Raw genomic sequence first — 13,112 nt, 5'->3', positions numbered from 1 at the left:
TGAATTTCTATTAAAGAATTTAAGAAAAAATTAAACTTTTAAAATAACATTTATAAAATTTTCTAAAGTAAATTTAATACATTTTAAAAATCCAACAGAATCTTTTCCATCAATCAATCTATGGTCATAAGATAAAGAAATATACATCATAGGAGCTGATATTATTTTATCTTTTTTAACTATAGGTCTATTATTTATTGCATGAATTCCTAATATTGCTGATTGAGGTGGATTTATTATAGGCGTAGACATTAACGATCCAAATACACCACCATTTGTAATTGTAAATGTTCCATTTTCTAAATCATCTATAGTTAATTTATTTTCGTGAGATTGTAAAATATAAAATTTTATTTTTTTTTCAATTTCAAACATATCCATTTTATTTGCATTAAACAGAACAGGAGCAACTAATCCTCTATCTGTAGAAATAGCAATATTAATATTTATATTTTTATAAAAAAAAATTTTATCTTTTATAATTGAAGAATTAATAATCGGATATTTTTTTATTGCATAAATTACTGATTTTACAAAAAATGACATAAATCCTAGTTTTACTTGATATTTTTTTTCAAAATCATGACCAAATTTTTTTCTAATTTTAATAATAGATTGCATATTAACTTCGTTAAAAGTAGTTAACATAGCAGTTTCATTTTTTGATTTTACTAATCTTTCAGAAATTTTTTTTCTCAAAGAAGACATATTTATGATTTTTTTAATCTTTAAATTTTTTGAATTTTTTAGTTTGTTATCAGAAAATTTAATAGTCTTTTTTTTTTTAGTTTTTTGTTGAGAATTATCAATTTTTTTTGAAACTTCTGTTTTGAGATTTTTAGTTTGATATAGAGAAATATTTTTTTTTCTTCTTAAAGAAGGAGAAAAATATTTTTTTTCTTTATTTTTTTGAACAAATTTCTCTGTATTTTCTTTTTTTATATATCCTATAATATCATTAGATTTTACTAGATCACCTGCATTTTTTAAAATTTTATTTAAAATACCATTTGTTAAGGATGGAACTTCAATCATAATTTTATCTGTTTCTAAATCAATAAGTAAATCATTTTTATTAATATAATCTCCAATATTTTTATGCCATTTAATAATTGTTGCATGATAAACAGATTCAGGTAATTCAGGAATTCTTATTTTTTTTTTATTCATTGTAATCTCTTTTAAATTTATATATTTAAAGCGGAATGGATAATTTTTTCTTGTTCTTTTTTATGAATATAAAAATTTCCAGTAGCTGGAGAAGATGAGTTTTTTCGTCCAATATATTGAATATTTATTTTATTATAAGTAAGTTTTTCAAAAGTATTTTTAATATAATTCCATGCACCTTGATTTTTTGGCTCTTCTTGACACCAAAAAATATTTTTTATCATAGAATATTTATTAATTATTTTTAATATTTTCTTTTTTGGAAAAGGATATAATTGCTCTATACGTATTAACATAATTTGATAAATATTTTTTTTTCTTCGAGCTTCTAATAACTCATAATATATCTTACCTGTACAAAAAATAATTTTTTTAAAATCTTGTTTAATAGAAAAATCTATTTCACATATTATTTTTTGAAACTTTCCTTCATAAATTTCTGAAAAAGATGATTGTGACATGGGATTTCTTAATAAAGATTTAGGAGAAAAAATTATTAATGGAAAAGATTTTTGGTGAAAAATATGCTGATATAACAAATGAAAAATTTGTGATGCAGTAGTTGGAATACAAACATTCATATTTTTATTTGCACATAATTGCAAATATCTTTCAATTCTAGCTGATGAATGCTCTGGTCCTTGACCTTCGTAACCATGAGGTAATAATAAAATAACTCTAGAACTTTGATTCCATTTTTCCATACTGGAACTAATAAATTGATCAATCACTACTTGAGAGACATTAGCAAAATCTCCAAATTGAGCTTCCCAAATTGTTAAAGTGTTACTATTACGTAAACTATATCCATATTCAAAAGCAAGAACAGATTCTTCTGATAAAACTGAATCTATTAAAAAAAGTTTCGAATTCTTTATACTTTTTTTTAAAGGAATATATTTTTCGCCAGTGATTTGATCATAAATAATTGCATGACGATGAAAAAAAGTTCCTCGAGAAATATCTTCTCCAGATATTCTACAAGAAATTCCTTGATTTAATAAACAAGCATATGCGAAATTTTCAGCCGTTCCCCAATCAAATTTTTGATTCTTATTAATTACATCTAATCTATTCGAGTAGATTTTTTTGACTAAAGGATGTAAATTTATTTTTTTTGGTAAAAAATTAATTTTTTTAAAAATTTTTTTTATTTTTTTTTCAGTAAATTTTTGAGATATTTTGATAAATTTTTTGATTTTAAGATGATTATCTATATTTTTTTTTTTAAAATTTAAATAAGAATAATTTGGTAAAATTTTTTTCCCTTGATTTAATCGATCTTGATAAAGTATAATTTTTTTTTGAATAGTTCTTTTATTAATTAATTTTTGATCTATTAATTTTTTAGAATATATGTCCTGAACAGTTGGATGAGATTTAATTTTTTTATACATTAAAGGTTGTGTTACAAATGGATCATCAACTTCATTATGTCCATTTCTTCGATATCCTATTAAATCAATAAAAATATCTTTTTGAAATTTATTTCTATAATCTACACTCATTTTAGCTGCAAAAAAAGCAGCTTCTGGATCATCAGCGTTTACATGTAATATTAATGCATTAATTGATTTAGCTAAATCAGTGGAATATTTACTAGATCGAATATGTTTAATATTTGATGTAGTAAAACCAATTTGATTATTTATAATAATATGAATTGAACCTCCAATACCGTATCCTGGAGTTTGTGACATATTTAAAATTTCTTGTATTATTCCTTGTCCAGTAAAAGCTGCATCACCATGTATCATAATTGGTATTATGTGATGAAAATTTTTAGATTGTAAAGAATCATATTTATATCTAGAAATACCCATAATAACAGGATTAATTATTTCTAAATGAGAGGGATTGTATTCTAAATTGATATCTCCTTTTTTAAAATTTTTTATATAAATATCTGAATAAAATCCAAAATGATATTTTACGTCTCCAGTATTTAAATTACGCATGTCTTTATCTGAAAATTCTTGAAAAAGTAAATTAGATGGTTTTCCTAAAACATTTATTAAAACATTTAATCTTCCTCGATGAGCCATTCCAATATAAAAATAACAAAATTTTTTTTGAAGAGATTGTGAAATAATTTCATATAACATAGGTATTAAAGAATCATTTCCTTCTAAAGAAAATCTTTTATAACTTGGATATTTAGAATTTATATATTTTTCAAATGTTTGAGCTGAAATGATTGCATTTAATATTTCTATTTTTTTTTCATCACTAATTTTTTTTTTCGTCCATTGATTTTCAATATATTTTTGAATCCACTCTTTTTCTTTTTTTTTATAAATATGCGAAAATTCAAATCCAATAGTATGACAATATTTTTTTTTTAACCATTTTAAAAAAAAATTTAAATTTAAAAATTTTTTTTTTTTATTATCTATTCGCCATTTAATTTTTTTCTTTAGATATTTTTCTTTAAATTTAAAAATTTTTTTATCTAAATCAAATATTTTTTTTTTTATATTTTTTTTTAAAGGATTAATATTAGCATAACGAAATCCATTTAATCGAAAAAAATTTAATATTTTTAAAATTTTTTTTTTATTTAAATATTTTTTTTTTATCTCTTGATTTAATTGTGTATCTAAATATTGATTATTAATATTTTTTTTTTGATAAGAACTATTTTTAAGTAAAATAAATTTATTTTTCCAAAATTTATTAACAGAATTTTTATCTTTTAAAAAATTTTTATACATATTTTGAATATAATGATAATTAATAAAATTTATCCATGATTCGTTAAACATTTTATTGTCTTTATTTTTGTTCATATTTTCTCATAATATATTAATTTATAAACTGTGAAAAATAGTTTTAAAAATTATTTAAAAAAAAATAATTTTATTTTTTTTAAAAAAATTAAGCTGGATTATCGACATTAATAAATTTTATATCTAATTTTTTATCAACAGATTTTAACCATTCACCTAAAAGTTGCACTCCTCCGATCTCTGTAGCATGGTGACCTACTGCAAAAAAATGCATATTTGATTCACGTACATAATGAGTTATTTCTTCAGAAATTTCTCCAGTAATAAAACAATCAATATTTCTTTGAATCACTTCATGAATAAATTTTTGCCCCTTTCCGCTACACCAAGCGATATTTAAAATTTTCTTATTATTTTCTCCGGAAATATATATTGGTTTTTTCGAAAAAATTTTACTTATTTTTTTAAATAATTTTTTTCCTGAAATAGGTTTTTTTAACATTCCCCACCATAAATAAGGATTGATATATCCTTTTTGAATTATGTTTAAGACTTGCGCAATATACGCATTATTTCCTAATTTTTTATGTGCATCTAAAGGTAAATGCCAACTATATAAATTAATATTATTTAGTAAAATTGTTTTTAATCTTTCTTTAATATATCCTTTGATATATTTAGGTTCATTTTTCCAAAAATATCCATGATGTACAATAATCGCTTGAGCATTATAAAAAATTGCTTTCTGTAATAAAATTTGACAAGCGGTAACTCCTGTAATTATCTTATTAATTTCTTGACAACCTTCTATTTGTAATCCATTGTAAGTACAATCATTAAAAAATGAAGAATTTAATTTTGTATTAATAAGGTTTTCTAAAAATTGATTATTCATATTTTTTATTCTGAATTATTTTTTTAATTTTTTTTATAAAAATTTTTTTTACAAGTTTATATTCTACAATTGGTTGAGGATATTTAGAATGTGGATCATTTTTTTTTAACCAAAATTGCGGATTATGTATGTGTTTTATAGGAACTTTTATTAGTTCAGGAATATATTTTTTAATATAATCTCCGTTTAAATCAAATTTTTTAGATTGAATATATGGATTAAATGTTCTAATATAAGGAACTGAATCTGTTCCAATTGATGATATCCATTGCCAATTTCCTGTATTTAAAGAAAAATCTGCATCTATCAATTTTAGCATAAAATATTTTGCTCCTAATTTCCAATCAATAAATAAATTTTTTACTAAAAAATTAGAAGTTATCATGCGAATACGATTATTAATCCATCCAGTTAAGTTCAGTTCTCTCATTCCTGCATCTACTATAGGATAACCTGTTTTTCCTTGTTCCCATGATTTTAAATATTTTTCACTATTATTCCATTTTATTTTTTTTTCCCAAAATTTAAAAGATTTATTTTGAGATAAAATTGGATATTGGAAGAACAAATGTTTAAAAAAATCTCTCCATAATATTTTTTCTAATAAAATAAATAAATTTTTTTTATTTTTTATTTTTTTTTTTATTATATAATAAAAAAATTTTCTAATAGAAAATATTCCCAAGGACAAATACAAAGAAAATTTACTTGTACTATTGAAAATAGGATAATCTTTACTTTTCAAGTAAGTATATATCTTTTTATCAAAAAAAATTTTTATTTTTTTTTTAATCTGATTATCTTTATAAGGAAAAGTTTTTTCATGAAATTTTTCATATTTATAGGAAAAGAATAAGATGTGATTATTAATCATAATATTTTTTTTTCTTATTTTCGGAGTTTTAAATAATTTTATTTTATGATTTTTTAAAATTTTTAAAGATTTTTTTTTAAAAAATCGAAAAATTTTATATGACAAACCATCATTATTTTTTATCAATTTTGGATTAATCAAAACATTATCATGGAACCCTTTGAAAAAAATTTTATTTAATAACAATATTTTTTTTATTTTTTTATCTCTATGAGTTTCATTTAACTCATATTGATAATTATAAAAAACATTATTAATATTATATTTTTTACAAAAATTTAAAAGATATTCAATACAATCGATGTAAGTTTTTACTTCTTTATAAAAAAAAGAAATATTAATCTTTTTTAATTTTTTTTTTAAATAAATTAATCTTTTATGAATAAAAAAAGCTTGTCTATAAGACATATCATGTATTTTCCATTGTTCAGGAGTTGCAATAAACAATGCTATTACATTTTTTTTTTTATTTTTACAAGAAAAATATAAAGCTTTATTATCCTCAATTCTTAAATCATTTCTAAACCATACTAAATTATTCATTATAAGATTTCCATTAATATATAAATTAAAATTTTTTTTTAAAAGAAATAAAAAAAAAATATCCATACTCTATAAATATATTTAAAATATAGATAAATATATTTTTTTATATTTTATCTCTATTAAAAATTTTAGAATAAAAAATTATTAAATTTATAAGGATAATTTTAACTCATGAAGAAAATTGGAATTTTTTTCGGAACTGATACTGGAAATACAGAAAAAGTTTCTAAAATTATTTATAAAGTCATAGGAAAAGATCAATCAGATTTATATGATATCTCTAAATCTTGTATAAAAGATATTTTAAAATATGAAATTTTAATTCTAGGTGTTTCAACATGGTATTATGGAGAAATTCAATCTGATTGGGATGATTTTTTACCAGAATTAAAAAAAATAAATTTTAAAAATAAAAAAGTTGCTATATTTGGATGCGGTGATCAAGAAGATTATGGAGAATATTTTTGTGATGGAATGAAATTTATATACGATATAGTTTCTTTAAATGGAGCACAAGTAATCGGAAAATGGCCAGCAAAAAATTATTGTTTTGATTGTTCTAAAGCATTAATTGATAAAAAAAATTTTTTAGGTCTAGTAATTGATGAAGATAGACAGCCTGAATTAACAAAAATAAGAATTCATACTTGGATTAAAAAACATTTAAAAAACTTATTTTAAAAAAAAATAATTTAATTAGGTATATATATGAATAAAATATATACCTATATTTTTATAAAAAATTTTAATGTTTCATAATCAAATTAAATAGAAATATGTTCTACAAGATCTAAAACTTTACTTGAATAACCCATTTCATTATCATACCAAGAAATTAATTTAACAAAATTTTTATTTAATAAAACTCCAGCTTGAACATCAAAAATAGATGTTAATTTTGAGCCATTTAGATCAGAAGAAACAATATGGTCATCAATATATCCTACAATTCCTTTCATTTCATTTTCAGATGCATTTTTAATGACAGAACAAATCTCTTCATAGTTTGCTGAAATTTTATATTTACATGTTAAATCAACTACAGAAACATTTGCAGTTGGAACACGAAATGCAATTCCTGTTAATTTACCATATAACTCAGGAAGTACTTTTCCGACTGCAGCTGCAGCTCCTGTTGAAGAAGGTATGATATTTTGTAAAGCTCCTCTTCCTCCTCTCCAATCTTTTAAAGAAACACCATCCACTGTTTTTTGTGTAGAAGTAGTCGCATGCACAGTTGTCATTAATCCTTCTATTATAGTAAATTCTTTATCTATGATTTTAGCAAGAGGAGCTAAACAATTCGTAGTACAAGAAGCATTTGAAACAATTTTTTCTCCTTTGTATGAATCAAAATTTACACCTTTAACAAACATCGGTGTATTATCTTTTGTTGGTCCTGTAATAACGACTTTTTTTGCTCCAGCATAAATATGTTTTATTGCTTCATCTTTTGTTAAAAAAAAACCTGTTGATTCAATAACAACATCTACAGATAAATCACCCCAAATTAATTTTTCTGGATTACGTTCAGAAGTGACTTGAATAGTTTTTCCATTTACAATAATAGAATCTGATTTTGCCTGTATACTTCCATCAAAATTTCCATGTGTAGAATCGTATTTTAACATATAAGCTATATATTCTGCACTTAATAAATCATTAATAGCAATTATTTTAATATCTTGTCTTTTTTGCGCAAGACGGAATACTATTCTTCCAATTCTTCCAAAACCGTTGATTCCTACTCTAATAGTCATTATTTATCCTAAATTTATAAACAAAAAGTCATTAAAGTGATTATATAAAAAAATTGATTTTTATTAATAATAAAAATTTTTTTATAGATCTTATTTTAAATAATTCATATTTTTAATTGAATTATATCCATACATGATAAAAATAAAGTTTTAAAATTAATAAATTTATTATTTTTTTTAAATATATTATAATAAAATAATTATTTTTTTTATTAATTTTAACATATATTATCATTAATCAATAAAATTCTTATTTAAAAATTATTTTTTGAATATTATGCTAAAAAAATCTTAAATATTTGAAATTTATGTATCAAATAATTTTTTATATTCTATATATATTAAAATTTTTTTAGTAAAATTATTTTTTAAAAATCAAAGATTTTATAAACTTTTTTTTTAAATTTTATGAAAAAAAAAAAAAATACGTTATTAAAAAATGATTTATGTAATTTAAGTATTAATCAACCAATTATTCATGCTAAACATGGAATAGGACGATATAAAGGTTTAACAACAATAGAAATTGCAGGAACAAAATCTGAATATTTAATTATTTCATATGTTAATAATGATAAATTATATGTACCTGTTACATCATTACATTTAATTAATAAATATTATAACATTAATGAAAACAAAATTCCTTTACATAGATTAGGAGGGAAAAGTTGGAAAAAAGAACGACAAAAAATATCTAAAAAAATTTTTGATAATGCATCAATTTTGTTGAATATTTATGCTAATCGTGCCTCTCAGTTAGGTTTTTCTTTTAAAAAATATGAAAAAAAATATTTACAATTTTGTAAAGATTTTTCATTCAAAACTACACCAGATCAATCTAAAGTTATTAACTCTGTTTTAAATGATATGTATTCTTCTAAACCAATGGATCGTTTAGTGTGTGGTGATGTAGGATTCGGAAAAACTGAAGTAGCAATGCGAGCTGCTTTTATCGCAAGTTGTAATAAAAAACAAGTTGTTATTCTCGTACCAACAACTTTATTAGCACAACAACATTATAAAAATTTTCTAGAAAGATTTTCAAAATATTCTATATCAATAGAAGTTTTTTCCAGTTTTCAAAAAAAAAATACACATCAATCTATTTTAAAAAATATTAAAAAAGGAAAAATAAATATTCTTATTGGTACTCATAAAATTTTATTTAATCAAATAAAATGGCATGATTTAGGATTATTAATTATCGATGAGGAACATAGATTTGGAGTATCTCATAAAGAACATATTAAACAAAAATTTAATAACATTGATATATTAACTTTAACTGCTACTCCAATTCCTAGAACTTTAAACATGTCTCTTTTAGGAATACGTGATTTATCAATTATTAATACACCGCCAGATAAAAAATTGTTAATAAAAACCTTTATAAAAAAAAAAAACAAAAAAATAATTAAAAGAGCTATTTTAAAAGAAATTAATAGAGGAGGACAAGTATATTACGTATATAATAAAGTTCAACACATTGAAAGAAAATTAAAATATTTATCTAAACTGATACCAAAAGGAAATTTTAGAATTGGCCATGGAAAAATGAAAAAACAAGAATTAAAAAAAATTATTCATGATTTTTCTCATAATCGTTTTAATATTCTTTTATGTACAACAATTATAGAAAATGGATTAGATATACCTTTAGCTAATACAATAATCATTGAAAATGCAGATCATTTTGGGTTATCACAATTACATCAACTGCGTGGAAGAGTAGGAAGATCTTCTCAACAAGCATACGCATGGTTATTAGTTTCAAACGTTAAAAAAATATCTAAAAATTCTAAAAAAAGATTACAATCAATTTGCTCTATTCAAGATTTTAGTTCTGGATTTATATTAGCTAATCATGATTTAGAAATTCGAGGAGTAGGTGAAATCTTAGGAAACAAACAAAGTGGATATATAAAAAATATTGGTATTGAAGTATATATGAATTTATTAAAAAAAGCTGTTAAAATTTTAAAAACAGGAAATAAAAAATCAATACAAGATTTATTAAACCAAGATACTGAAATTAAATTACAAATTCCTGCAATATTACCAGAAAGTTATATTCCACATGTCAATAAAAGACTATCTTTTTATTTTCAGATATCATCTGCACGTACGATACAGGAATTAAAATTAATTAAATTAAATTTAATAAAAAATTTTGGAAAGTTACCTAAATTAGCTAAAAATCTTATATCAATTACAAAAATCAAAATTATTTCTAAAAAATGTCAAATAAAAACGATTAAATATAACATTTTAGGCGGAATAATTAAATTTATTTGTCCAAAGAAAATTAATATAAAATGGCTCATAAAATTTTTAAAAAAAAATTCAAAATACTGGTTTCTAAAAAAAGATATTTTACATTTTAATAAAAAATTTAAAAAAGATTCAAAAAAAATTAAATGGATTGTAAAATTTTTATTAAAATTAAAAAAAAATCAATTATAAAATACAATAATATTTTAAAAAAAATTTAATAAAAAAAAAAAATGAAAAAATATATTATTTATATTTCTCTACCTCGAAAAAATATTATTGAAGTATTTCAGTTCAATAAAAATAATATTAAAAAAATTCAACAAATAGATATTAAAAGTGAAATACAACCATTAAAAATTTTTTATGAAAAAAAAATTATATATGCAGGTGTCAGAGATATTCCTAGAATTATTACATATAAAATACAAAAAGATGGGTTATTAAAAAAAATAAATGAAACAAAAACATTTGGAAATCCTAACCATATTTCATTAGATTCTTCTAAAAAATATTTATTTAACAGTTCATATAGTGGAAATTGTCTTACCTATCATAAATTAAATGATAAAGGAATCCCACAAGAAAAATATATAATTAAAAAAAATATTTTAGGTTGTCATTCTTCTATTTTTCATGAAAAATACAAAATTTTATTTTTTACATCTTTGAAATCAGATAAAGTATTTTTTGAAAAAATAAAAAATTTTCATAATCATAAAGAAAAAAAATACTATTTAAAATCTAAAAAAAATAGTGGTCCTAGACATTTAGACATTCATCCGAACAAAAAATATTTATATGTCTTACACGAACTCAATAATACTATTGAAGTATGGGATATAAAAAAAATATTATATGAAAAAAATTTTAATTCAATACAAACAATTGATATTTTACCAAAATCTTTGAAAAAAAATTGGGCTGCTGATATTCATATCTCTCCATGTGGAAACTTTTTATATACTTGTGAAAGAACATCAAATTCTATTTCTGTATTTGTAATCAATAAAAAAACGGGAATTTTACAATTAATTAAAATATATAATACTGAAATTCAACCAAGAAGTTTTAATATTGATCAAAAAGGAAAATATTTAATTATCTCTGGTCAAAAATCACATTCAATTTCTATTTATAGAATTAACAAAAATTGTGGATCTTTAAAAAAAATCAAAAAAATAAAAACTAATAAAGAACCTTTATGGATTGAAACATTTTTATTATATTAAAAAATTACTTATTTAAAAAATTTATTACATAATTTCTTAAAAAGAATTAAGAATTAAATTTATTTTTTTAAATATTTATGAATAATAAAAAATATTAAAAAAAATCTTTATTAAAATACGCATTTAATAAATTAATTTTATTAAATCTATTAAAAATTTAAAAATTTTTTCTAAATTAAGGAAACATTTAACTTTTATATAGATAATTAAAAAATTACATTTAATTAAAATTATTTTCATTTTTAAAAAAATATTTTTATTTTTAATTAAAATAAAAAATTTATACAATATAAATGTATAAAAATATTAAAATTTCCAAATTCTAATTTTTTCAAATTTTTATAAAATATTATTTTCGTAGGAAAGTATATGAAAAAACATTGGACTTTAAAAGAAACAAAAAAATTATTTAATAAACCATTCTTTGACTTAATTTATCAAGCTCAAACTGTACATAGAAAAAATTTTGACCCAAATGAAATACAAATTAGTACATTACTTTCTATTAAAACAGGAGCATGCCCAGAAGATTGTAAATATTGTCCTCAAAGTGCAAGGTATAAAACTAATTTAAAAAAAGAACCATTATTAAAAGAAGAAGAAATTCTCAAAGCAGCACAAAAAGCAAAGAAATCTGGAGCAAATCGTTTTTGCATGGGAGCTGCATGGAAAAATCCTAAAGATAAAAATATTCCTTACTTACAAAAAATAATTAAAAAAGTAAAAAAAATGGGATTAGAAACGTGTATGACATTAGGTGAACTAACGCAAAAACAAGCTAATCAATTATACGAAGCTGGATTAAATTTTTATAATCATAATATTGATACTTCAGAAAATTTTTATTCTAAAATTATTTCTACAAGAACATATCAAAGTAGATTAAAAACATTAAAAAGAATTCGTAAATCAGGTATGAAAATTTGCTCTGGAGGTATTATTGGATTAGGTGAGAAAAAAAAAGATAGATTAGAATTCTTAATTGAATTAGCGAATTTATCTCAACCTCCAGAAAGTATACCAATAAATTTATTAGTAAAAGTTCCTGGAACTCCATTAGAAAATAATAAGAAAGTAAATAAATTTGATTTTATAAAAATAATTTCTTTAACGAGAATTATGATTCCAAAATCTTATATTAGACTTTCAGCAGGACGAGAAAAAATGGATTTTCAAACACAAGCTATGTGTTTCATGGCTGGAGCAAATTCAATTTTTTACGGATGTAAACTACTGACTACAAAAAATCAAAGTGAAAAAAAAGATATTAAATTATTTAAAATGCTAAATTTAAAAAAACAAAAAAAAAGCTATCATACAAATGAAAAATTATTTTTAAATAAAAATTTTTCTCAAAAAAAATTATTTTATGATGCATCTAAATAATTTTTAAAAAAAAATAATTTCATATGAAAATTTTAAAAAATATACAAATATTTATATTATGATTGAAATAAAGATCATGTTAAACTTAATAAAAATATATTTTTTAAATCAAATATTAAATTAAGTTTAACAAAAAAAATCAAAAAAAAAAAAAAAAAAAAAAAAGAAAGAAAGAAAAAAATTCAAAAAAAATTCTCACGATTGATTCTATAGTAAAAAATTTTTAAAATTAAAAATTAAATAAAT

9 protein-coding genes are annotated in these 13,112 nt (G+C 20.5%); 4 read left to right on the top strand and 5 right to left on the bottom strand.

Features of this window, described 5'->3' with window-relative positions; all coding sequences use genetic code 11:
- Positions 1-30 precede the first annotated feature (30 nt).
- The 4 genes from sucB to M3Y47_RS00545 form a co-directional block, all read right to left on the bottom strand.
- Positions 31-1,170, bottom strand: coding sequence for a dihydrolipoyllysine-residue succinyltransferase (gene sucB, locus M3Y47_RS00560; RefSeq protein WP_252839549.1), 1,140 nt, complete (start codon positions 1,168-1,170; stop codon positions 31-33).
- Between the two features lie 17 nt (positions 1,171-1,187).
- Positions 1,188-3,959: a 2-oxoglutarate dehydrogenase E1 component gene (locus tag M3Y47_RS00555; protein WP_252839548.1), complete on the bottom strand. Its 2,772-nt coding sequence runs from the start codon at positions 3,957-3,959 to the stop codon at positions 1,188-1,190.
- A gap of 88 nt (positions 3,960-4,047) precedes the next feature.
- Positions 4,048-4,794 carry a Nif3-like dinuclear metal center hexameric protein gene (locus M3Y47_RS00550; protein WP_252839547.1) on the bottom strand — a complete coding sequence of 249 codons (747 nt, stop codon included), beginning with the start codon at positions 4,792-4,794 and terminating at the stop codon, positions 4,048-4,050.
- Positions 4,787-6,211: an FAD-binding domain-containing protein gene (locus tag M3Y47_RS00545; protein WP_252839546.1), complete on the bottom strand. Its 1,425-nt coding sequence runs from the start codon at positions 6,209-6,211 to the stop codon at positions 4,787-4,789. The genes M3Y47_RS00550 and M3Y47_RS00545 overlap by 8 nt, the downstream gene beginning before the upstream one ends.
- 174 nt (positions 6,212-6,385) lie before the next feature.
- On the opposite strand from M3Y47_RS00545, the gene fldA reads away from it, so the two are divergent.
- Positions 6,386-6,895 carry a flavodoxin FldA gene (fldA, locus tag M3Y47_RS00540; protein WP_252839545.1) on the top strand — a complete coding sequence of 170 codons (510 nt, stop codon included), beginning with the start codon at positions 6,386-6,388 and terminating at the stop codon, positions 6,893-6,895.
- Positions 6,896-6,978: 83 nt separating this feature from the next.
- On the opposite strand, the gene gap is transcribed toward fldA, so the two are convergent.
- Positions 6,979-7,974 (bottom strand): type I glyceraldehyde-3-phosphate dehydrogenase, encoded by a 996-nt coding sequence (gene gap / locus M3Y47_RS00535; RefSeq protein ID WP_252839544.1) that lies wholly within the window; start codon positions 7,972-7,974, stop codon positions 6,979-6,981.
- Between the two features lie 408 nt (positions 7,975-8,382).
- Here gap and mfd point away from each other — a divergent pair, with 408 nt between their 5' ends.
- The 3 genes from mfd to bioB all read left to right on the top strand — a co-directional run bounded on the left by mfd (position 8,383) and on the right by bioB (position 12,866).
- Positions 8,383-10,440, top strand: coding sequence for a transcription-repair coupling factor (gene mfd / locus M3Y47_RS00530; RefSeq protein ID WP_252839543.1), 2,058 nt, complete (start codon positions 8,383-8,385; stop codon positions 10,438-10,440).
- Between the two features lie 41 nt (positions 10,441-10,481).
- The gene (locus M3Y47_RS00525; protein ID WP_252839542.1) at positions 10,482-11,480 is read left to right on the top strand and encodes a beta-propeller fold lactonase family protein; all 999 of its coding nucleotides are present in this window, start codon (positions 10,482-10,484) and stop codon (positions 11,478-11,480) included.
- A 369-nt stretch (positions 11,481-11,849) separates the two neighbouring features.
- On the top strand, positions 11,850-12,866 hold the full coding sequence (bioB, locus tag M3Y47_RS00520; protein ID WP_252839541.1) for a biotin synthase BioB: 1,017 nt from the start codon (positions 11,850-11,852) through the stop codon (positions 12,864-12,866).
- Positions 12,867-13,112 lie beyond the last annotated feature (246 nt).

Source organism: Buchnera aphidicola (Sipha maydis) (genome assembly GCF_024029855.1).
In the GTDB taxonomy this organism is placed as follows: Bacteria; Pseudomonadota; Gammaproteobacteria; order Enterobacterales; family Enterobacteriaceae; genus Buchnera_J; species Buchnera_J aphidicola_BI.
The sequence above is the reverse complement of the archived record's forward strand: the minus strand, read 5'-3'. Positions and strand labels throughout refer to the sequence as shown.

Coding starts and splice junctions, on each gene's coding strand:
- M3Y47_RS00555 (WP_252839548.1), bottom strand. CDS start 3,959: ATGAACAAAAATAAAGACAATAAAATGTTTAACGAATCATGGATAAAT.
- mfd (WP_252839543.1), top strand. CDS start 8,383: ATGAAAAAAAAAAAAAATACGTTATTAAAAAATGATTTATGTAATTTA.
- M3Y47_RS00545 (WP_252839546.1), bottom strand. CDS start 6,211: ATGAATAATTTAGTATGGTTTAGAAATGATTTAAGAATTGAGGATAAT.
- M3Y47_RS00550 (WP_252839547.1), bottom strand. CDS start 4,794: ATGAATAATCAATTTTTAGAAAACCTTATTAATACAAAATTAAATTCT.
- fldA (WP_252839545.1), top strand. CDS start 6,386: ATGAAGAAAATTGGAATTTTTTTCGGAACTGATACTGGAAATACAGAA.
- sucB (WP_252839549.1), bottom strand. CDS start 1,170: ATGAATAAAAAAAAAATAAGAATTCCTGAATTACCTGAATCTGTTTAT.
- gap (WP_252839544.1), bottom strand. CDS start 7,974: ATGACTATTAGAGTAGGAATCAACGGTTTTGGAAGAATTGGAAGAATA.
- bioB (WP_252839541.1), top strand. CDS start 11,850: ATGAAAAAACATTGGACTTTAAAAGAAACAAAAAAATTATTTAATAAA.
- M3Y47_RS00525 (WP_252839542.1), top strand. CDS start 10,482: ATGAAAAAATATATTATTTATATTTCTCTACCTCGAAAAAATATTATT.